The sequence below is a fragment of the Pseudomonas sp. PAMC 25886 genome (assembly GCF_000242655.1).
Taxonomy (GTDB): domain Bacteria; phylum Pseudomonadota; class Gammaproteobacteria; order Pseudomonadales; family Pseudomonadaceae; genus Aquipseudomonas.
Window position 1 is genome coordinate 20,089 of the sequence record NZ_AHHC01000055.1, and the last position, 21,901, is coordinate 41,989.

At 61.6% G+C, this 21,901-nt stretch carries 18 protein-coding genes; 14 read left to right on the top strand and 4 right to left on the bottom strand.

Translation table 11 applies throughout. The features are described from left to right. Positions 1-80: 80 nt before the first annotated feature. Positions 81-1,358 carry a serine/threonine transporter gene (locus MUM_RS0119290; protein WP_010173020.1) on the bottom strand — a complete coding sequence of 426 codons (1,278 nt, stop codon included), beginning with the start codon at positions 1,356-1,358 and terminating at the stop codon, positions 81-83. 252 nt (positions 1,359-1,610) lie between these two features. Between MUM_RS0119290 and MUM_RS0119295 the strand changes: the two genes are divergently transcribed. The 7 genes from MUM_RS0119295 (at position 1,611) to MUM_RS0119325 (ending at position 8,409) form a co-directional block, all read left to right on the top strand. Then, on the top strand, positions 1,611-1,994 hold the full coding sequence (locus MUM_RS0119295) for a tautomerase family protein (protein ID WP_010173022.1): 384 nt from the start codon (positions 1,611-1,613) through the stop codon (positions 1,992-1,994). Positions 1,995-2,046: 52 nt separating this feature from the next. Further along, a complete protein-coding gene (locus MUM_RS0119300) occupies positions 2,047-2,643 on the top strand; it encodes a TetR/AcrR family transcriptional regulator (protein WP_010173024.1) in 597 nt (198 codons plus the stop codon). A 217-nt stretch (positions 2,644-2,860) separates the two neighbouring features. Continuing rightward, entirely contained in the window at positions 2,861-3,397 is a 537-nt protein-coding gene (locus MUM_RS0119305; RefSeq protein ID WP_010173026.1) for a cysteine hydrolase family protein, read from the top strand. A 132-nt stretch (positions 3,398-3,529) separates the two neighbouring features. Beyond that, a complete protein-coding gene (locus tag MUM_RS0119310) occupies positions 3,530-4,480 on the top strand; it encodes a 2-hydroxyacid dehydrogenase (RefSeq protein WP_010173028.1) in 951 nt (316 codons plus the stop codon). Between the two features lie 90 nt (positions 4,481-4,570). Beyond that, positions 4,571-6,424, top strand: a complete 1,854-nt coding sequence (locus MUM_RS0119315) for a pilus assembly protein TadG-related protein (RefSeq protein WP_032881992.1) — start codon at positions 4,571-4,573, stop codon at positions 6,422-6,424. Positions 6,425-6,554: 130 nt separating this feature from the next. Continuing rightward, on the top strand, positions 6,555-7,622 hold the full coding sequence (locus tag MUM_RS0119320; protein WP_010173032.1) for a phosphotransferase family protein: 1,068 nt from the start codon (positions 6,555-6,557) through the stop codon (positions 7,620-7,622). A gap of 19 nt (positions 7,623-7,641) precedes the next feature. After that, positions 7,642-8,409, top strand: coding sequence for an SDR family oxidoreductase (locus tag MUM_RS0119325; protein WP_010173034.1), 768 nt, complete (start codon positions 7,642-7,644; stop codon positions 8,407-8,409). Here the strand turns inward: MUM_RS0119325 and MUM_RS0119330 are convergent, their stop codons facing one another. Continuing rightward, positions 8,410-8,853 carry a carboxymuconolactone decarboxylase family protein gene (locus MUM_RS0119330; RefSeq protein ID WP_010173037.1) on the bottom strand — a complete coding sequence of 148 codons (444 nt, stop codon included), beginning with the start codon at positions 8,851-8,853 and terminating at the stop codon, positions 8,410-8,412. A 162-nt stretch (positions 8,854-9,015) separates the two neighbouring features. Here MUM_RS0119330 and pdxR point away from each other — a divergent pair, with 162 nt between their 5' ends. Then, a complete protein-coding gene (gene pdxR / locus MUM_RS0119335; RefSeq protein ID WP_010173039.1) occupies positions 9,016-10,449 on the top strand; it encodes a MocR-like pyridoxine biosynthesis transcription factor PdxR in 1,434 nt (477 codons plus the stop codon). Positions 10,450-10,533: 84 nt separating this feature from the next. After that, on the top strand, positions 10,534-10,935 hold the full coding sequence (locus MUM_RS0119340; protein WP_010173040.1) for a cupin domain-containing protein: 402 nt from the start codon (positions 10,534-10,536) through the stop codon (positions 10,933-10,935). 45 nt (positions 10,936-10,980) lie between these two features. Here MUM_RS0119340 and MUM_RS0119345 read toward each other — a convergent pair whose 3' ends face one another. After that, positions 10,981-11,610 (bottom strand): DNA-3-methyladenine glycosylase I, encoded by a 630-nt coding sequence (locus MUM_RS0119345; protein ID WP_029616007.1) that lies wholly within the window; start codon positions 11,608-11,610, stop codon positions 10,981-10,983. A 232-nt stretch (positions 11,611-11,842) separates the two neighbouring features. On the opposite strand from MUM_RS0119345, the gene MUM_RS0119350 reads away from it, so the two are divergent. The 3 genes from MUM_RS0119350 (at position 11,843) to MUM_RS0119360 (ending at position 14,719) form a co-directional block, all read left to right on the top strand. Further along, positions 11,843-13,153, top strand: a complete 1,311-nt coding sequence (locus MUM_RS0119350) for a C4-dicarboxylate transporter DctA (protein ID WP_010173045.1) — start codon at positions 11,843-11,845, stop codon at positions 13,151-13,153. A 145-nt stretch (positions 13,154-13,298) separates the two neighbouring features. Beyond that, the gene (locus MUM_RS0119355; protein WP_010173047.1) at positions 13,299-14,003 is read left to right on the top strand and encodes a FadR/GntR family transcriptional regulator; all 705 of its coding nucleotides are present in this window, start codon (positions 13,299-13,301) and stop codon (positions 14,001-14,003) included. Between the two features lie 17 nt (positions 14,004-14,020). Next, positions 14,021-14,719, top strand: coding sequence for a GntR family transcriptional regulator (locus MUM_RS0119360; RefSeq protein ID WP_010173049.1), 699 nt, complete (start codon positions 14,021-14,023; stop codon positions 14,717-14,719). A 222-nt stretch (positions 14,720-14,941) separates the two neighbouring features. Here the strand turns inward: MUM_RS0119360 and MUM_RS0119365 are convergent, their stop codons facing one another. After that, the gene (locus tag MUM_RS0119365; protein ID WP_010173051.1) at positions 14,942-19,801 is read right to left on the bottom strand and encodes an NAD-glutamate dehydrogenase; all 4,860 of its coding nucleotides are present in this window, start codon (positions 19,799-19,801) and stop codon (positions 14,942-14,944) included. Positions 19,802-20,269: 468 nt separating this feature from the next. Between MUM_RS0119365 and MUM_RS0119370 the strand changes: the two genes are divergently transcribed. Then, the gene (locus MUM_RS0119370) at positions 20,270-20,626 is read left to right on the top strand and encodes a hypothetical protein (protein WP_010173053.1); all 357 of its coding nucleotides are present in this window, start codon (positions 20,270-20,272) and stop codon (positions 20,624-20,626) included. Between the two features lie 312 nt (positions 20,627-20,938). After that, positions 20,939-21,898, top strand: a complete 960-nt coding sequence (locus tag MUM_RS0119375) for an AAA family ATPase (RefSeq protein WP_003218556.1) — start codon at positions 20,939-20,941, stop codon at positions 21,896-21,898. Positions 21,899-21,901 lie beyond the last annotated feature (3 nt).

Sequence of the window (21,901 nt, forward strand, 5' to 3'; positions counted from 1 at the left end):
TCCTTAATTCCCTGGCAAAAAAAACGGCCAATCCGCAGTCTGCGAATTGGCCGTGATCATTGCATTGAAACGGGGTGCTGTCAGGACACCAACGAGTAAATCAGCGCGGTAATCGCCACCAGGCCCACCGCCGTCACAAACACGTTGGACGCCTGGCCACGGTACTTGGCCATGGCCGGTACCTTGCGGATCGCGTACATCGGCATCAGGAACAGGATCGACGCAATGATCGGCCCGCCCAGGGTCTCGATCATGCCGAGGATGCTCGGGTTCAGGGTGGCGACAATCCAGCACACCACCAGCATGAATGCGGCGGTCATGCGGTCCAGGGTCTTGGCCGCCGGGCGACGGCCACTTTTGAGCACCAGGCCCTTGAGGCCTTCACTGGCGCCGATGTAATGGCCCAGGAACGACTTGGCAATCGCGACAAAGGCGATCAGCGGCGCGGCGAACGCGATGGTCGGGTTGCTGAAGTGATTGGCCAGGTACGACAGGATCGACAGGTTCTGCGCCTTGGCTTCGGCCAATTGTGCGGGCGACAGGGTCAACACGCAGCTGAACACGAAGAACAGCACCATCACCACCATCAGGATGTGCGCCCGGGACAGGATCTGCGAGCTGCGCTCCTCGGCGTGTTCCCCGTACTGGCGCTTCTGGTCCACCGCAAAGGCCGAGATGATCGGCGAGTGGTTGAACGAGAACACCATCACCGGAATCGCCAGCCACAGGGTGTGCAGCAGTGCCGAAGGCGCCGGCACGGTACTGGCGGTGCTGAGGATGCCACCGTTCCAGTGCGGCACCAGGTACACGGCGAGGAACAGCAAGGCAACGATAAACGGATACACCATCAGGCTCATGGCCTTGACGATCACCTGCTCGCCGCAACGCACCACGGCCAGCAGGCCGAGGATCAGCACCAGCGACAGGATCGCCCGGGGCGGCGGCGTAATGTGCAGTTGATGCTCCATGAAGCTGCCGACGGTATTGGTCAGCGCCACGCTGTAGATCAGCAGGATCGGGAAGATCGCGAAGAAGTACAGCAAGGTGATCGCGGCACCGGCCTTGAGGCCGAAATGTTCCTCGACCACGTCGGTGATGTCCGAACCTTCACGGCCCGAGAGTACAAAGCGGGTCAGGCCACGGTGAGCGAAAAACGTCATCGGGAACGCCAGCACCGCCAGGATCAGCAGCGGCCAGAAACCGCCAAGGCCCGCGTTGATAGGCAGGAACAAGGTGCCGGCGCCGATGGCCGTACCGAACAGGCCGAGCATCCAGGTGGTGTCCTGGCGGCTCCAGCTTGTGAGGGTTGCAGGTGTCGTTGCGTAGCGTTCGTCGACGCTATTGGCCTGATCATTCATCCGTTCGGATCTCCGCATTCACTCGGCCTGGACGAGTCAGAAAAACCTGACAGGCAGCGCCCAGACCGAAACAGGGGCGCGATTGTCCGGGATTCGCTTGAATAAGCAAAGACTTAGCTGAGGAATGGTTATGCGGTGCAGAGGGCTGAAGGTGATTTTTACGCCTTGAGTTTTACATTTCATAAGAAATCTATTTTATAAATGCCTGCCGTCATGTATTTTTAGGCCACGCCTCTCACTGGAATCACTGCCATGCCAATCGTGCGCATCGACCTGCGGAAAAACCCCGACGTTACCTACGCCAAACGCGTCGGTGCGCTGATCTACAACGCCATGCACACGGCGATCGGCGTGCCTGAACACGACAACTTCCAGATCCTCACCGAGCACGATGAACACCACTTCATCTATGACCCTGAGTACCTGGGCATCCAGCGCACCGACAACCTGGTGATCATCCAGATCACCCTGAACGAAGGCCGCAGCACCGAGCAGAAAAAACTGCTGTACAAGACCATCGCCGACAGTCTGAACCGTGAACTGGCGGTACGCCTGGAAGACGTATTTATCAGCCTGGTGGAGGTCAAGAAGGAAAACTGGTCGTTCGGCAACGGGATTGCGCAGTACGCCAGCTAAACGTTTTATGATGCCGCCCATTCCTGCCACAACCTGATCCAGAGAGCCTTCGATGCCACGCGTGTCCCGCAAACAAGCCGAACTCAATCGCGAAATCATCGTCGAGGCTGCCACGCGGCTGTTTCGTGAACGGGGCATCCATGGCATCAGCGTATCGGACGTGATGGCAGCGGCCGGCCTGACCCATGGCGGTTTCTACGGGCACTTCGAGTCCCGTGAGGCGCTGGCCACGGAAGCCTGCAGCCGGGCGTTCGAACAATCGGGCCTGCGCTGGCAGGCCAGGGTCGAGCAAAGCCCTGACCCCGAGACTGCGCGCCTGGCGCTGATCGATCCGTACCTCACGGCCACAAACCGTGACAATCCCGGGTCCAGTTGCCCGGTGGCAGCGTTTGCCGGGGAAATGTGCCACGAAGCGCCCGACAGCGCGCTGCAGCGCAGCTTTATCCAGGGCTTTGAAGCGTCCATGGGGATCCTGGCCGCGACCCAGGCGACCGGAACACCCGAAGGTGACCGGCAGGCTGCCATTGCCCAGTACACGATGATGGTCGGCGCCCTGACCCTGGCCCGTGCGACCAAAGGCAACAGCCTGTCCGATGAATTCCTGGATGCCGCAAGAAATCTCCTGATCCCGGAAAAAAACCTCGGCTGACGCGTTGACAGCCAAACGCCAACGCCAGCATGATCGGCCCATGAACCTTATTCAGCAGGCCCTCACCCGCACCACCACCACGACCGCTTATGGCGGGTCGTGTGGTAGCTGTGAGTGGCGCGCAAACTAAGCCACCCGGATTTACCCAAGGCCCCGCCAGCAATGGACGGGGCCTTTTTATTGCTCCGCCCGTCTGGCAACTACAAGGAGCAACACCATGCCTGAAGCCAAGCGCCCCGCCCTGCTGGTCATCGACATGCAGACAGGTCTGTACGATGGCCCGGAAAAACCCTACGAGCGCCAACGCGTACTCGACACCATCAACTCATTGATTCAGCGAGCCCGCCTCGGCGGTGTACCGATCTTCGCCGCCCGTCACACCGGCCCGGCGGGTTCACCCATCGAGTCGGGCAGCCCGTTCTGGCAGCTATGGCCGGCACTGGAGGTCGATGAAGCCCGCGACACGGTGTTCGACAAATCTCGACCCAGCTGTTTCCTCGACACCGGGCTGGCGCAACAACTGGCGGCGGCAAAGGTGAATGAGCTGGTGATCGTCGGGATGAAAACCCAGTACTGCATCGACACAACATGCCGGGTTGCCGTCGAACTGGGGTTCTCGGTGGTACTGCCGGAGGATAGCCACACGTGCATGGACACGCCGGCGTTACCGGCCAAGGCGATTATTGAGCATCACAACGCCACGTTGGCTGGGGCGTTTGTGAAGCGTGTGAAGGCGGCAGATATCTGCTTCTAACGTCCCCTCTGTAGCGCGCCGCCGGAGCACTAATCCCCGGCGGGCGTCGGATTTTTCTTCACCTGACGCAGGATTCATACCGGCAAAATGTCGCATACTGAATCCCTCAAACCCTTCAGGAAGAGCCCTCGCATGCCCGTTACCGTTCTGGTCCTGGTTGAAACCATCAACGACTACCTGCCGATCATCGAAGGCAACGGCTTTCACGTGATCCTCGCGCCAACCCCCGCCGAACGCGCCAAGGCGATCAAGACCCACGGTGGGCAGATCCAGGCCGTGCTGACCCGTGGCCCATTGGGCCTGTACGCCGAGGAAATCGCCGCGCTGCCGGCGCTGGAGATCATCTGTGTGATCGGCGCCGGTTATGAACATGTAGACCTGCAAGCCGCCAGCAACCGGGGCATTGTGGTCACCAATGGCGCCGGCGTGAATGCGCCGTCGGTGGCCGACCATGCCATGGCCCTGTTGCTCTCGCTGGTGCGTGACATTCCCCGGGCAGACGCGGCGATACGGCGCAGCGAATGGCCCAAGGTGATGCGCCCTTCCCTGGCCGGCAAACAGTTGGGCATTCTCGGGCTGGGCGCCGTGGGCCTGGAGATCGCCAAACGCGCGGCCCTGGGGTTTGGCATGGAGGTGAGTTATCACAACCGCCAGCCCCGCGATGATGTGGACTACACCTACTGCGCCACCGCCGTAGAACTGGCGCGGGCCTCGGACTTTCTGATCCTGGCCACGCCGGGCGGCGCCAGCACGCGCCATTTGATCGACCGCCAGGCCCTCGACGCGCTGGGGCCCAACGGCTTCCTGGTGAACATTGGCCGCGGCAGCGTGGTGGTCACCGCCGACCTGATTACCGCCCTGGAGCAACGCCGCATCGGCGGCGCGGCACTGGATGTGTTCGACGATGAACCCAAAGTACCGGACGCCCTCAAGCACCTCAGCAACACCGTGCTCACGCCCCACGTCGCCGGCCTGTCACCGGAGGCGGCCCATGACACTGTGCAGCGCGTAGCGGACAACCTGCTGGAATACTTTGCTGGCCGCCCCGTGCTGACGCCCGTGATATTGCCGCCCAAAAAATAATGGCCAGTAGCCAGCAATCATCCAAATCCTGACTACACTGCCTGCGGGGATGCTCAGGACGCCGGTACTGGACCGGCGAAGGAACGCAGGATGGTTTGCCATGGACCCGGACCGGCGCGCCAACGCGGCGCGATAGGATTGATGGGCGCGATGACCCTCGGGATCGCGCTGTTATTCTTGTTGCTGGTGGTCGACAGCGGCCGGCTGTACCTGGAAAAGCGCAAGTTGCAACGCGTGGCCGACACCGCAGCGCTGGAGGTGGTGACTCGCGGCGGCGCTTGCATCACGCCGAATACCAACGCCGCACAATTCGCCATCCAAAGCGCGGCCCGCAATGACTTCCCGATCGACAACAACCGTTCCCTCAGCACCGCCTGTGGCACCCTGGTGACCGGGGCTGACTTCATGCGTGCCTTCAGCCCCAACCCCTCCAAGGCCGATGCGATTCAGGTCATCGCCACTCATCGCGTGGCCACCAGCATCGCCAACGGCCTCTTCATGTTGTTCTCCCCGGGAGCGTTCGACCCGACAATCCAATTGCGCGCCGTGGCCGTGGCCGCAGTACCCGCGCCACCGGTGGCCGTGCTGACCATCCGCAGCACGCTATTGACCGTGGACAGCACCAAATCCGCAGCGCTCAACGCCTTGATCGGTGGGCTGCTGGGGGGCAAGTTGCAACTCGACGCATTGGGCTGGGAGGGTTTGATCAAGGCCAATATCAACCTGCTCGGTTACCTGGACGCCCTGGCGATTCGGCTTAACGTCAGCGCGGGCAACTACGACGAACTGCTCAAGACCGACGCCAGCGTCGGCGACCTGATTCAAGCTGCGATTGATGTGCTCAAGCTGGGGGGCGATGCGGTCAAGGTGGTGATCAATAACCTGGAAGCGATCAAGCTGATTGCCCCCGGCACGAAGATCCTGCACCTGGGCGACCTGCTGACCATCCAGAACGGCACCGACAAGAGCGCCCTGGACGTCAACCTGCAACTGTTCAATCTGATTCAGGGGTTTGTGCAACTGTCGAACAAGTACAACGCCGTGGCGGTGGAGTTGCCGATCGATGTATTGGGCCTGCTGAATATCACGGTCAAGACCAAGGTGATTGAACCGGCGCAGGTTTCCGCCATTGGCAATCCCAAGCTGATCGCCACCCAGCCGATCTATGTCAGGACCGCGCAAGTCAGGACGTTGATCTCCGTCAAACTGCCGGTAATCGACGGACTGAACGGAATTATCAGCGCCATAACAGGGCTGGTGGGTGGCTTGTTGGGCGGATTCCTGGACCCGGCCATCGGCTCGCAAATTGATGTTGCCCTGGAGGCTGCCAGCGGCAGCAGCAGCGTCACCGGCTACAGCTGTACGAGCGCTGCGGACAAATCGTTGTCCGTTGTGGGCACCACCTCTGCCGTGCGGTTGATGGTGGGCCAGATCGATCCAAAGAACCTGTTTTCCTCCACTGAACCACTGAAGGTCAACGAATTTGCGCTGCTGGACCTGGGCGAAAAAACCTGCAGCAAGGGTGTGTGTGACCGGGAGCCGTATGCCGTCGGCGGTATCAGCCTGAAGATCGACAGCAGCGTGGCCAAGACCACCCGAAACCATACCTACCTGTCGCCACCTGAAGTCGCAAGCCCGCCGGATTACTTCAGTTTCAGTTCCAACAACGTCGTGGGCAGCCTGAGCAATACCCTCAACGGTATCCAGCTGATCAACCATCCCCCGACTAAAGGCGGGCTTCTGGGGTTGGTGCTGAGCCTGGTCGTGGGGCTGTTAACGACCGTGCTCAACCTCGTCAGCACCACGATCTCCGGTCTGCTCAGCCCACTCCTCGACCCGCTGGTCAACAACCTGCTCGCCGGCCTGGGCATCGACCTGGCAAAAGTCGAGATCGGTGCCAACCTGTCCTGCAACCCCAGCGGGCGTGCAATTCTGGTGATCTGAGCACATCAAGCCCGCTGATCATCGGCCAACACGCTAACCTATTAAGCCGCCCCAACCTTGTGGCGTGGCGGCTGCGCGCATTAGATTAGCCAATAGTCCAAGGCCTTAAGAATAAGCAGAAGGGATAAGCATGGCGCTTAATGACCAATCGACCCAGATTCGCCCCGGCGAAGAACTTGATGCCAGCCTCATCGATCCCTACCTCAAGGCCCATATTCCGGGCTTGAGCGGCAGCGTCAAGATCAGCCAGTTCCCGGGAGGCGCCTCCAACCTCACGTATCTGCTGGAATACCCCGGCCAGGAATTCGTGCTGCGTCGCCCACCCTTTGGCCACAAGGCCAAGTCCGCCCACGACATGGGCCGCGAATACCGGATTCTCAACCAGCTCAAGGACGGTTTCCCGTACTGCCCCAAGGCCTACGTGCACTGCACCGACGAGTCGGTGATCGGTGCCGAGTTCTACGTGATGGAGCGCGTCAACGGCATCATCCTGCGCTCGGACCTGCCGCCCGAGCTGGGCCTGGATGCGACGAAAACCGAAGCCCTGTGCAAAAGCTTTATCGACAAGTTCGTCGAGCTGCACCAGGTGGACTACACCGCCTGCGGCCTGGCCGACCTGGGCAAGCCTGAAGGTTACGTGGAGCGGCAGATTCGCGGCTGGAGCGACCGCTACGAGAAAGCCCTGACCCCCGACGCGCCAAGCTGGGAAGCGGTACGTGCCTGGCTCAACGACAAGATGCCGGCCGACCACCCCACGTCGAGCATCGTCCACAACGACTACCGCTTCGACAACGTGATCCTCGACCCGCATAACCCGATGCAAATCATCGGTGTGCTGGACTGGGAACTGACCACCCTCGGCGACCCGCTGATGGACCTGGGCAACACCCTCGCCTACTGGATCGAAGCGGCCGACCCGGCGCCGGTACAACTGATGCGTCGCCAGCCGAGCAACGCCCCCGGCATGCTCACCCGCCGCCAGTTCGTCGACTACTACGCCGAGCGCTCCGGGATCCGGATCGACAACTTCGATTTCTACTACACCTACGGCCTGTTCCGCCTGGCCGGCATCGTGCAGCAGATCTACTACCGCTTCTTCCATGGCCAGACCCAGGACAAACGCTTTGCACAGTTCATTCACATGAACAAGCTGCTGGAGCAGATGAGCCTGAATGTCATCAAACAGTCTTCCCTCTGACCCTCTTCAAGGAAAAACCATGTCCAAGACTCAACTGTTCGACCTCGACGGCAAGATCGCTTTCGTTTCCGGCGCCAGCCGCGGTATCGGTGAGGCCATCGCCAAGTTGCTCGCCCAACAAGGCGCCCACGTGATCGTGTCGAGCCGCAAGATCGACGGCTGCCAGCACGTGGCCGACGCGATCATCGCCGACGGCGGCAAGGCCACGGCCATTGCCTGCCACATTGGTGAAATGGAGCAGATCACCAGCGTGTTTGCCGCGATCCGCGAACAGTTCGGCCGCCTGGATATCCTGGTCAACAACGCCGCCACCAACCCGCAGTTCTGCAACGTGCTGGACACCGACCTCGGCGCGTTCCAGAAGACCGTCGACGTGAACATTCGCGGCTACTTCTTCATGTCGGTGGAAGCCGGCAAGCTGATGCGCGAGAACGGCGGCGGCAGCATCATCAACGTGGCGTCGATCAACGGGATTTCGCCGGGCGTGTTCCAGGGCATCTACTCGGTGACCAAAGCCGCTGTGATCAACATGACCAAGGTCTTCGCCAAGGAATGCGCGCCGTTCGGCATTCGTTGCAACGCGCTGCTGCCGGGCCTGACCGACACCAAGTTCGCCTCGGCGCTGGTGAAAAACGACTCGATCCTGAAAATGGCCCTGGCCCAGATTCCCCTCAAGCGCGTGGCCGACCCGAGCGAAATGGCCGGCGCGGTGCTGTACCTGGCCAGTGACGCATCAAGCTACACCACGGGTATATCGCTGAACGTGGACGGTGGTTTCCTGTCCTGATCAATCGTTCGGCGGTTGCTGGCGAAACCCTACGGCCAGGCGGTTCCAGGCACTGATACTGGACACCGCCATGGTCAGGTCCACCAGCTCCTGCTCGCTGAATTCCACGCGCATCGCCGCGAATAATTCGTCCGGCACACGGGAGGTCGGCAGCGTAGCCACCGACTCGCTCCAGGCCAGGGCAGCCTTCTCCCTCGGGTTAAAAAACGGCGAGTCTCGCCACACGCACAAGGCGAATAGCCGCCGCTCGCTCTCCCCGCGCTGGCGAGCCGCCATCGAGTGCATGTCCGTGCAGAATCCGCATTGATTGAGCTGCGAAACGCGGATCCTGATCAGCTCCAGCAAGGGCTTTTCGATGGACAAGCCAAAGGTCGCCGCTTCCAGCATCAGCATGCCCTTGAGCGCTTGTGGCGAGGCGGTGTAGTAATCCAGGCGAGCTTCCATCGGTATGGCCCCAGTGGCAAATGCAATGACGGCCCAGCCTAAAGGCCACGCGGCATAAGGCCTATAGCCAAATGACCGGTTTATGAGGGGACCATTTTGGCGATACCGGGCCGCGACGGTTACGGGTAACCTTGCCAGGGATCGATCGCCTCTGGATGAAACATGGAACTGCACGTCGTCATCAACGGCCGCAAGGATCTGGCCGAACAGCTTTACCAGCAACTGCGCGCGGCCATTGAGTCGGGACAACTGGCGGCCGGCGCGCAGCTGCCACCCAGCCGGCTGTTGGCCGAGCAATTGGGCGTGTCGCGCAAGACGGTGTCCGACACCTACGCCACGCTGACCTACGAAGGCCTGCTGGTGGGCAAGATCGGCCGTGGCACCTTCGTCAACGCCCGGGCGCCGCGCTCCGAGCGTTTGCAAACCGCTACAGACCTGGCCTGTGCCGCCAACCTCGCCAAGTGGCAATCACTGCCCTCCCCCATGCGCCACCCGACCCGGGACGGCACCTTGCGTTGTGAGTTTATCGGGGGCGCCACCACCCGCAGCCAGTTCCCCCAGGAAGAATGGCGCCGCTGCACCCAGGACGCCTTGCGCCGCATCGCCCAGAACAGCGGTTACTACAGCCAGCCTGAGGGTTTGCCGGCTTTGCGCAATGCGATCGCCGGGCATATTGCGTTTTCCCGCGGGGTCAAATGCCGGGATGCCGACATCGTGGTCACCAACGGCGCCCAGCAGGCGCTGGACCTGATCGCCCGCGTGGTACTCGAACCGGGAAGCATCGTAGCCATGGAAGACCCCGGCTACACCCCGGCGCGGCTGATGTTCAACGCCGTGGGCGCCACGGTAGTCGGCGTGCCGGTCGACGAACAGGGCATCCAGGTTGAACGGATTCCCGACGGTACCCGGCTGATCTATGTGACGCCGTCACACCAGTTCCCCCTCGGCATGCCCATGAGCCTGGCGCGTCGCGAGGCCTTGCTGGCGCGGGCATTCGAGCTGGGCGCGATCATCATCGAAGACGACTACGACAGCGAATTCCGCTACGAGGGCCGCCCTACCGACTCGCTGCAAAGCATGGACACCCGGGGGGTGGTCACCTACGTCGGGACCTTCTCGAAAACCCTGTTGCCGGAACTGCGCCTGGGCTACGCGGTGCTGCCTCCGGCGATTTTTGGCGCGGTGCTCAAGGCCAAGCAACTCACCGACCAACACAGCTCCACCCTGCCGCAATGGGCACTGGCCAAGTTCATCAGCGAGGGTTATCTGCTCAAGCATATTCGTCGCTGCCATACCGTGTACGCGGGACGCCGGGAGCGCATTCTCAAGCGCCTGGCCGGTGACCTGTCGCCGTGGTTCGAAGCGGTGCCCACCGTGGCCGGGTTCCATATGGCCGCGCTGTGCAAGGTGCCGATGAATATCCCACTGCTGATGGAGTTGGCCCGCAAGGTCGAAGTCGGCCTGTACCCGTTGAGTGTGTTCTTCCATGACGCCCCGGTACGCGACGGGTTGATCATTGGTTTCGGCGCCATTGAAACCCTGGACATCGACCCGGCGCTGGACAAGGTGCGCGACATCCTGCAAGAGATTGGCTGAGGGATTTTCCGGCGGATTGGTTATTGGTCGCTCCATGGCGTGCGCGTAGGGTGAAGAGGTCTAACACTTCCCGGAAGCATCGCCATGAAAGTACTGCTCGGCACCACCCTGCTGCTGGCCTCGTTAAGCGCCTTTGCCCACGACCCGGTGTACAACCAGGAAAAGATCAACGTGTTGCAGGAACACGCCCTGACCAACGTCCCCGGCAAGAAAACCGTGATGCTCACCGTGGACTATGCGCCGGGCCAGGCCACCGTGCCCCATAGCCACACCGGCACGGCCGTGGCCTATGTGCTGGAAGGTGCAATCACCTCGCGGGTCAACGATGAAAAGGCGGTCACCTACACGGTCGGCCAGTCGTTCTATGAACCCGCCGGCTCGCGGCACTTTGAATCGAGCAATGCCAGCCAGACCCAACCGGCGAAATTGCTGGTGGTGATGGTAATGGATGACAAGGCCGACGTGCTCACGCCGCTGCCCCACTAACCCGCGCCACCGCTCCCACAGGTTTAACCGCGCACAGTCAGTGGCTCAGGGTCGTTTGAAATGGTGGCGCAGCTGTTCGATTCGAGGTCGGCAGGCACAGCCTTCAAGGTGGTCGTTGACCATGCCCATCGCCTGCATGAACGCATACATGGTAGTCGGCCCCACGTAGCTCCAGCCGCGTTTTTTCAGGGCTTTGGACAAGCGTATTGAAGCGGCCGAGGTCGGGTTGGCCGTCCAGTACGCCAGGTCGACCCGCGCCGGACGTTCATCGGCGGCCGGTTCAAATGACCACAGCCACGCCGCCAGCGAGCCGGTTTCATCCACCAGCTCACAGGCGCGCCGGGCGTTGTTGATAGTGGACACAATTTTGGCGCGATTGCGCACGATGCCCCGGTCAGCCATCAGTCGCTCGATGTCCTGCTCGGTGTACTGCGCCACCCGGCGAAAATCAAAGCCCTCGAACGCCCGGCGAAACGCCTCGCGCTTGCGCAGGATGGTGATCCACGCCATGCCCGCCTGAAAGCCCTCGAGGCAAATCTTCTCGTACAGCGCAATGTCGTCGGCCACCGGCACGCCCCACTCGTGGTCGTGGTAATGCGGGTACTCCGGCGCCGCCGTGCGCCACGTGCAGCTCGTGATGCCCGCCGCGTCCGTTATCAATCCTGGAATATCCATAACTCACCTTGTGAACCGAGCCCGGGATGATAAGCGAAAAAAATTCCGGGCCGCCAACCGCTCAAGCACCGACCTTGCGAACCAACTGGTCAGACCGGGACCCGCCATCCCGGTAATATTTACTTGCAGCTGGAAAAAAACCGAGCGTAGACTGGCCCCGCACTGGACATACCGGTCAGACCACAACAATTAAGCCCTGGACCCACCAGGGCACCGAATAGAGATCCTTCCCATGCTCAGATGGTGCTCGCGTTCGATTTTCCTGCAAGTCGTGATTGGCCTGGTGATCGGCATAATCTGCGGCCTCGCCCTCCCCGAATTCTCCTCGCAACTCAAACCCCTGGGTGACGGCTTTATCAAGCTGATCAAGATGCTGATTGGCCTGATCGTGTTCTGCGTGGTGGTCAGCGGTATTTCCGGCGCCGGCGACTTGAAGAAAGTCGGGCGCATCGGCCTCAAGTCGGTGATCTACTTCGAAGCGCTGACCACCGTGGCCCTGGTGATTGGCCTGATCATGGCCTTCAGCACCGGGATCGGCACTGGCGCCAATATCCACCTGGAACAGCTCTCCTCCGCGGGTCTGAATGAACTGGCCGACAAAGGCCAGCACATCAAGGGCACCAGCCAGTTCCTGATGGACCTGATCCCCAATTCGGTGATCGGCGCCTTCGCTGACAACAACGTGCTGCAAGTGCTGTTGTTCTCCGTGTTGTTCGGCAGCGCCCTGAACCTGGTGGGCGAAGCCGCCTCCGGCATCTCGCGGTTGATCAACGAGCTGAGCCACGTGATCTTTCGCATCATGGGCATGATCGTGCGCCTGGCGCCCATCGGCGTGTTCGGCGCGATCGCCTTCACCACCAGCACCTACGGCCTGGACTCCCTGCAACACCTGGGCAGCCTGGTGGGCCTGTTCTACCTCACCTGCTTCCTGTTCGTCGCGGTGATTCTCGGCCTGGTGATGCGCCTGTCGGGCCTGCGGATGCTGCCGCTGCTCAAGTACCTGCGCGAAGAACTGTTGATCGTGATGGGCACCGCGTCCTCCGATGCAGTGTTGCCCCAGATCATGCGTAAACTGGAGCACCTCGGGATTGGCAGCTCTACCGTGGGCCTGGTGATTCCGACGGGGTACTCGTTCAACCTCGACGGTTTCTCGATCTACCTGACCCTGGCCATCGTGTTTATCGCCAACGCCACCGGCACGCCGCTGTCGATGACCGACCTGCTGACCATCCTGCTGGTGTCGCTGATCACCTCCAAGGGCGCCCACGGGATTCCCGGCTCGGCGCTGGTGATCCTGGCGGCGACACTGACCGCGATCCCGGCGATTCCGGTGGTGGGCCTGGTACTGGTGTTGGCGGTGGACTGGTTCATGGGGATTGGCCGGGCGCTGACCAACCTGATCGGCAACTGCGTCGCCACCGTGGCCATCGCCCGTTGGGAAAAAGACATCGATATCCAGCGCGCCAACAAGGTGCTGGACGGGCAACACGGGTATGCCTTTCAGGCCAAGAAACCGGTGCTGCCCGCCCACCAAGAGTTCTGATGAGACAGACTCACCCCCTGTGGCGAGGGAGCTTGCTCCCGCTGGGGCGCGAAGCGGCCCCAAAAAATGGGCCTGCTGCGCAGTCCAGCGGGAGCAAGCTCCCTCGCCACACAAAGCAGACAGTTCAATTTAAAGGGAGCCACACGTGATCACCTCGTCAACCGTCGTCAATTCAGTGGTAGAAAAACTGCGCGCCGCCCTGGCGAGGGGTCAGTGGCGGCGCGGCGAGATGCTGCCCGGCCAGCGTGAACTGGCCGAGCAAATGGGCATCAGCCGCCCAAGCCTGCGCGAAGCGGTGATCGTGCTCGAAACCCTCGGCCTGGTGCGCTCCATGCCCGGCAAGGGCGTGGTGGTGCTGGAAGCCACCCTGAGCGAATCCCAGGCCCAGGACAGCGGCGTGGCCGAGGCCAGCCTCGAAGACATCCTGCAACTGCGCTACACCCTCGAACCCTTTATCGTCGGCCTGGTGGCCCAATCCATCAGCAGCAAGGAAGTCGGGCAACTGCGCCTGACCCTGATGGACATGCGCGAAGCCCTCGATGCCGGCGACAGCGAAGCCGGGATGAACGCCTACATCGCGTTCCACGAAGAACTGTTCGCCCTGACCTCCAACCCGATCTTCCAGAACGTGGTGCAACAGACCAGCAACGCCCTCAAGCAAAGTGCCCAGGTACTTCGTAATTCCCCCGAACACCTGGCGGAACGCCTGCAGGAAAACGACGCCGTGGTGCGGGCGATCCGCAATAAGAACAGCGCCCTGGCCAGCGCCGAAATGCGCCGGCATATCCTGCAGGAAGGCTTGCGCATGGGCATTCGCTTGAACATCCCGGACGACCATCTGGGTAGCTGACTTTTTGGAGACCGCCCATGACCGCTCACGCCCTGCACACCCCGTTCCCATTCACGCCGTTGCGCCTGGTGGGCAAGCCGAAGCTCTCGGTGGACGACATTTACCCGGCCCTGTTCGACGCCATTCTCGAGCAACGCATCGCCCCCGCCAGCCGTTTTACCGAGGAAAGCCTCGGCCAGAGTTTTGGTGTCAGCCGCAGCGTTATTCGCCGGGTGCTGGCGCGGCTGTCGCACCAGCAAGTGATCATCCTGCGGCCCAACCACCGGGCCCAGGTGGCGGCGCCCGATGCCCAACAAACCCGGCAAATTCTTGAGGCCCGACGCCTGACGGAAATCACCGTGGTGCAGTTGGCATGTGCCAATGCGAAACCAGCACAGGTGCGGCAGTTGCGTGAGTTGATTGCGCGGGAGCGGGAATGCATCGAGCGGGACCAACGCGGGCCGGCGATTCGCCTTTCCGGAGAGTTTCACCTGCAACTGGCGGCGATTGCCGGTAACGCGCCGCTGGCGCAGTTTCTCAACAGCCTGGTGCCGTTGACCTCGTTGGCGATTGCGCAGTTTGAGGCCAAGGCCTGCACGTATTGCGCGTGGCAGGAGCACATGGCGATTGTGGATGCGGTGGAGCAAGGCGATGCCGGTACCGCCGTCACCTTGATGACCCGACATCTGGACCACCTGGAAGCCAAATTACTGCGCAGCCATCAGGAGCACCGCTAACTTGTGGTGAGGGGGCTTGTCCCCCGTTGGGCTGCGTAGCGGCCCTAAACCCGCACACGCATTTTTCCTGATAAATAGGGTGACTGGAATGGGGCTGCTACGCAGCCCAACGGGGGACAAGCCCCCTCGCCACAGGGTTAACCAAGCCCCCAATCAATGTGCACAAAAAAGCCCGGCATCTTTCGATACCGGGCTTTTTGTTTTACCGCTCAATCAGTCCCGTTACAGCACCGACTGACCGCTCAACGCCAAATCCAGCAACTCACGGTTGGCCACCGCGTACATGGCGTAGTCCGTGCCCACCGCAGCACGAATCTCCACCATCATCGCGCGCCAGCGCTCCACCATGCTCGCGTTCTGCTCAAGCCACAGGGCCACGCGGGCTTCCATGTTTTCTGGCGCATCGGCCATTTGCAGAACCTTGATGGTGATCGCCCGTTGCTGCCAGTCCACGTCATCGCGGAAGGCTTCACGCGCCTGGGCCTGCCAGTTGTTGCCCACCGGCAGATCGCTGATCTGCTGCAGGTACCACGGCAAGTCCAGGGCGCTACCCACGGCGAAGTACGCCTTGGCCACATCCGCAGCGCTCTGACCGGTAACGTCAGCCGCTTCGATGATCGGCAGCAAGGTGTACAGGTGCGTGGTGCCCGCCACCATGCGCGCCAACAGCTCCGGTACACCGGCTTCGACATACGCCTGGTAACGGTTCTGCCAGCCTTCGCGGGTCGGGCCTTCCAGCAGTTCGTCGAGCTTGAGGCCCAACGCCGCCAGGTGCGGACCGAAGTGCGCGACGTCACGGGCAGCATCCTGCTCGTTGCGACGGCTGCGCAGGAACCAGCGTGTGGCACGGCGGCCCAGGCGCATCAGTTCGTCCATCAATGCCAGCTGCACTTCAGCCGAGACCTGGTGGTCCAGGGCTTCGATCTGACGGAACCAGTGCGGGAGGTGGAAGATGTCACGCACGATCACGTAGGCACCGGCCACGTTCGCCGGGCTCATGCCGGTGGACTCTTTGAGTCGCTGAACGAAGGTGATGCCCATGTGGTTGACCAGGTCGTTGGCGATCTGGGTGCTGACGATCTCGCGCTTCAGACGGTGGCGACGCATGGCTTCGGAGAACTTGGCCACCAGGCTCGGCGGGAATGCGGTCTCCATGTCACGGGTCAGGTAGTCGTCATCCGGTACCAGGGATTTGAGCAGCGCTTCCTTGAGGTCGATCTTGCTGTAGGAGATCAGTACCGACAGCTCCGGCCGGGTCAGGCCCTTACCGGTGGCGGCACGCTCGGTCAGTTGATCTTCCGAAGGCAGGTACTCGATGGCGCGGTCCAGCTTGCCACGGCCTTCCAGGTCGCTCATCAGGCGCTTGTACTCGGCTGCTCGCTCAAACGCTTTGCGGGCAGCCAGGGACAGGGCTTGGGTTTGCTTGTAGTTGTTGCCCAACACCAGGCTGCCGACTTCGTCGGTCATGCTCGCCAGCAACTGGTTGCGCTGCTTGTCGGTCATGTCACCGGCCTGCACCACTTCGTTGAGCAGGATCTTGATGTTCACTTCGTGGTCGGAGCAGTCCACACCGCCGGCGTTGTCGATGAAGTCGGTGTTCGAACCGCCGCCATTGAGGCCGAATTCCACACGACCCAATTGGGTCATGCCGAGGTTACCGCCCTCGCCCACCACCTTGCAGCGCAGTTCGTTGCCATTCACGCGCAGGGCGTCGTTGGCCTTGTCGCCCACGTCGGCGTGGCTCTCGGTGCTGGCCTTGACGTAGGTACCGATACCGCCGTTCCACAACAGGTCCACCGGCGCCTTGAGCAAGGCGTTGAGCAGTTCGGTCGGGGTCAGCTTGTCGGCCTGGATGTCGAAGCGTTCTTTCATCTGTGGCGAGATGGCAATGCTCTTCGCGCTGCGCGAGAAGATACCACCGCCTTCCGACATGATGCTGGTGTCGTAGTCGGTCCAGGCCGAGCGCGGCAGGTCGAACAGGCGCTGACGTTCAGCGAAGCTGTTGGCCGGGGTCGGGTTTGGATCGATGAAGATGTGCAGGTGGTTGAAGGCCGCGACCAGTTGCAGCTTGTCGGACATCAACAGGCCGTTGCCGAACACGTCGCCGGCCATGTCGCCCACGCCCACCACGGTGATGCTGTCTTGCTGGACGTTGATGCCGCGCTCACGGAAGTGACGCTGCACGCCCACCCACGCGCCCTTGGCGGTGATGCCCATTTTCTTGTGGTCGTAACCGGCAGAACCACCGGACGCGAATGCGTCACCCAGCCAGAAGCCGTAGTCGATGGCGATGCCGTTGGCGATGTCGGAGAAGGTCGCAGTGCCCTTGTCCGCTGCTACCACCAGGTACGGGTCATCGTTGTCGTGGCGCACCACGTTCAACGGTGGCACCAGGGCGCCGTCTTTCAGGTTGTCGGTGATGTCCAGCAGGCCGGAAATGAAGATGCGGTAGCAGGCGATGCCCTCGGCCGCGATCTCGTCCCGGCTGCCGCCCAACGGCAGGCGACGCGGCAGGAAGCCGCCCTTCGCGCCCACCGGCACGATGACCGAGTTCTTCACCTGCTGGGCTTTTACCAGGCCCAGCACTTCGGTACGGAAGTCTTCTTCACGATCGGACCAGCGCAGGCCGCCGCGAGCGACGTTACCAAAGCGCAGGTGCACGCCTTCAACCCGTGGCGAGTAGACGAAGATTTCAAACTTCGGCACCGGCTTCGGCAATTCAGGAATCGTGTGCGGGTTGAACTTGAAGCTGAAGTACGACTTGTTCTGACCGTTGGCATCCGCCTGGTAGAAGTTGGTCCGCAGGGTGGCCTTGATCAGGTCCAGGTAGCGACGCAGGATGCGGTCTTCGTTGAGCACCTGAACGTCGTCCAGGGCGGTCAGAATGGCCTGTTCCAGGCGTTGCTGCTTGTCTTCCAGGTCTTCGGCGGTCAGCTTGCGCGCCAGGTAGAAACGGGTCTTGAACAACCGGGTCAACTCGCGGGCGATGTCGGTGTGGTTGTTCAAGGTGCTGGCGATGTAACCCAGGTCGAAGCCCAGGCGAATCTGCTTCAGGTAGCGGGCGTAGGCACGCAGCAACGCCACGTCGCGCCATGGCAGGCCGGCGGTCAGTACCAGGCGGTTGAACGCATCGTTCTCGGCATCGCCGTTGACGATGTGCACGAACGCGTCCTGCAGGGTGTCGTTGAGCTGCTGGATGTCGAGGTTCAGGCCTTCGGCGGCGGTGAACGCGAAATCGTGAATCCAGAACTCGCGGCCATTGGCATGACGCAGGCGGTACGGGAATTCACCCAGTACACGCAGGCCGAGGTTTTCCAGGATCGGCAGCACGTCGGACAGCGCCAGCGGGGTGTCGGCGTGATACAGCTTGCAGTGCAGCTCGCGCTGGCCGGAAACCTGGCCCAGCGGCTGGTAGAAGCTCATCACCAGCGGGTTGGCTTCGGTCAGGCTGAGCAAGTGCTGCATGTCGACCACGGCCGAATGCGCGGCGAAGCGCTCACGGTAGCCGGCCGGGAAGCCTTTCGGGAAATCCGCCAGCACGTTGGTGCCATGGGCCTCGCCAAAGCTTTCCACCACCAGGCTGGAGTAGTCGTCCTGCCAGCTGCGGCAGGCCTGCACCACTTCTTTTTCCAGTTGCAGCGGGTCGATGTCCAGGCGGTTCTTCGGGTCTACCCGCAGAATCAGCTGGACGCGAGCCAGTACGGATTCGGAGAAGAAGGTCCAGAACTCGCAGTCCGAGGCTTTCAGGCGATCCATCAGCACTTGCTGGATCTTCTGGCGCACTTCGGTGGAATAGATGTCGCGTGGCACGTAGGCCAGGCAGTAGCAGAAGCGGCCGTACGGGTCTTTGCGCAGGAACACGCGGATCTTGTTGCGTTCCTGGATCTGCACGATCGACATCACGGTGCTGAACAGCTCGTCCACCGGGGTCTGGAACAGATCGTCACGGGGCAGAACCTCGACCACCTGGGCCAGTTCCTTGCCCAAATGCGCCTTGGCCTGGAAGCCCGAGCGACGCTCGATTTCCGTGACCTTGCGGCGGATATACGGGATCACCCGCACGCTTTCGCCGTACACCGAAGAGGTGTAGAGGCCCATGAAGCGGCATTCCTTGATGACCTTGCCGTCGGCATCGATCTGGCGGATCGACACGTAGTCCGGGTAGGCCGGGCGGTGCACGCGGCTTGGGTGAGCGGCCTTGGCGAACGACAGCACGGCCGGTTCACGCAGGTAGTTCACCGCGTAGTCTTCGATGCGCAGGTCGTCGGCGGTGAGGCCTGGGCGCAGCAGTTTGGTCAGACCGAGGAACGAGTTGGCGTCATATTCGATATGACCGCCATCCGCCTCGTCACGTACCACAAACTCTTCATAGCCCAGGAAGGTGAAGTGGTTGCCCACCAGCCATTCCAGGAAGCTCTTGATCTCGGCTTTTTCTTCGCCGTCGATCACGTAGGAGCTGGCGTCGATACCGGCCAGCAGTTCCTGGACCTTGGCTTTCATCGGTTCGAAATCGGCAACGGCAACGCGCACTTCGCCCAGTACCTGCTCAAGTTCCTTGCTCAGGACATTCAGCTCGGCGGCGTTGGCGCAGCGGTCGATTTCCAGGTACATCAGCGATTCTTGCTGAACGTCTTCGCCCTGGGTGCCTTTGGGCAGGATTTCCAGCAGCTCGCCCTTCTTGCCACGACGCACGCTGAGCACGGTGGTTTGCAGGGTGTGGATGCTGTAGCCACGGCGATTCAGCTCGGTACGCACCGAGTCCACCAGGAAGGGCAGGTCGTGGTGCAGCACTTCGACCGCCGTGTGGGTCGATTGCCAGCCGTGACGTTCGTAATCGGGGTTGTAGACCCGCACTTGCGGTTGGGTGTGATCAAAGCGCTCAAGCAGGCGCCAGGCAGACAGGGTGCAACCGGCCAGGTCGGACAAGCGACGCTGGGTCAGTTCATCCAGGGAAATGATGCCGAAGAATTGTTCAGCGAACAGCGCCACTTGTGGCAGTGCCTGTTCACTGATGTGCTGCGCCAGTGCCGCTTGCAGTTGGTGCTGGAAGTCGGCTTTGCTGGCTGCGGTGAAGAACGCCATCTGTGGTACTCCGCTTGGGCTTGTTATTGATGGAAGCGTCGCGTGTTATCCCCTTGCGGGGAGACCGTCAGCTCTGTTCGCGGTCTACAGTAACGAATTCAGAGTGACAGGTGGGTGAAGCTGGACAAGACAATGAGGTCACATTCAACTTCCATAAGATGTGCTGCCAGCCAGGCGACGGTACGACGGGCAGGTCAGACTCCTGGCGAGGCACATCCGTTGCGCAGCTTAACGAGTGTAGGAAGCGTGCTGCTTGCGACGCTGCGACATATTCGGTCATCGGCACGCTGCTGGCGGGTTGCGACTTGGGCAACCGGGTGTTTTCGGAGAAATCCCGAGGCGCCGAGTACCGGAAATGACTGATATAGCCCGTCAGGTCATGCCACAAGGTCTGACACACGATGCAGCACAAAATTCGCCGCAATGGCACAATTGCCCTGCTTCGCCCTCCCCCAGACAGGATTAACCATGCCACTGCAACTGACCACCGCCCACCTGATCGTCAACCCGTGCGATGACGAAGAAGACAACATGGCCATGCTCTGCTGCCACGGCGACAAGGGCGAGATGTTCATGGTCACCCGTTATCCGGATGAGGACGAGGTGGAAATTACCTGGGATTACGAGCCGTCGACCCTGGACGGGCTGAAGATCACGCTGAGTGCCACGACGTTGTTGGTAGAGATTGGCGCAGCGGACGCCGATGCCTTGGCCGGCAGCGACCACCTGGAAATTACCCACGGCACCGCCGAGTCGGATCTGGCCGAAGTGGAAGAAACCTTGCAGAACATTCTCAAGGGCACCGGGACCTATATCCGGATCTAGAAGCCAAGACGGCTCAATGTGGCGAGGGAGCTTGCTCCCGCTGGGCTGCGAAGCGGCCCCAAACCAGTCAACTGCGCTCTGTCTGGAAAAACTTGGCCGCCTTATTGGGGCTGCTGCGCAACCCAGCGGGAGCAAGCTCCCTCGCCACAAAGGTAGGTGCCAGCCGGCAAAAACCTCGGACATTTCCCACAATTCCCAAAAAATACCCCCTGCGCCGTTAGTCGCCGCACCCTCTGATGCATTAAAGTAAGCCCCCCAGGCCCTGGCGTTTTTAACAACGCCCGGGGCTCACCTCTCCAGGAACCGTCATCGATGGAACATCGTGAAGCGCTGCTTGCGCTGCGAACCTTTCTTTCAACGCAGATTCTCGGCCAGGAAAAACTCATCGAGCGCTTGCTCATTGCCCTGCTCGCCGATGGTCATATGCTGGTTGAAGGCGCTCCCGGGCTGGCCAAGACCAAGGCCATCAAGGAGCTTGCCGAAGGGATCGAAGCACAGTTCCATCGCATCCAGTTCACCCCCGACCTGCTGCCCGCCGACATCACCGGCACCGAGATCTATCGTCCGGAAACCGGCAGCTTCGTGTTCCAGCAAGGCCCGATCTTCCATAACCTGGTGCTGGCGGACGAAATCAACCGTGCCCCGGCCAAGGTGCAGTCGGCCTTGCTTGAAGCCATGGCCGAGCGCCAGGTGAGTGTGGGGCGCAGTACCTATGAGCTGTCGCCACTGTTTCTGGTAATGGCCACGCAAAACCCGATCGAGCAGGAAGGCACCTACCCGTTGCCCGAAGCCCAGCTCGACCGCTTCCTGATGCACGTGAAAATCGGCTTCCCCGATGCCGCCGTCGAGCGCCGCATCCTGCAGCAGGCCCGTGGCGAAGCCCTCAACGGCGAAACCAAGCCCGAGCGCCGGGTCAGCCAGCAGGCGATCTTCGCCGCACGCAAGGAAATCCTCGGCCTGTACATGGCCGACGCGGTGGAGGAATACCTCGTGCAACTGGTCATGGCCACTCGCACCCCGGCCAAGTTCGACCCGGAAATGGCCGAGTGGATTGCCTACGGCGCCAGCCCCCGTGGCTCGATTGCGCTGGACCGCTGCGCCCGGGCCCACGCCTGGCTGGCCGGTCGCGACTTCGTCAGCCCGGAAGACATCCAGGCGGTGCTGTTCGACGTGCTGCGCCACCGCATCATTCTGTCGTTCGAGGCTGAAGCAGCCGGCATCGACCAGGACCGCGTGGTGCAGCGCATTCTCGACGTCGTTGCCGTCGCTTGACGC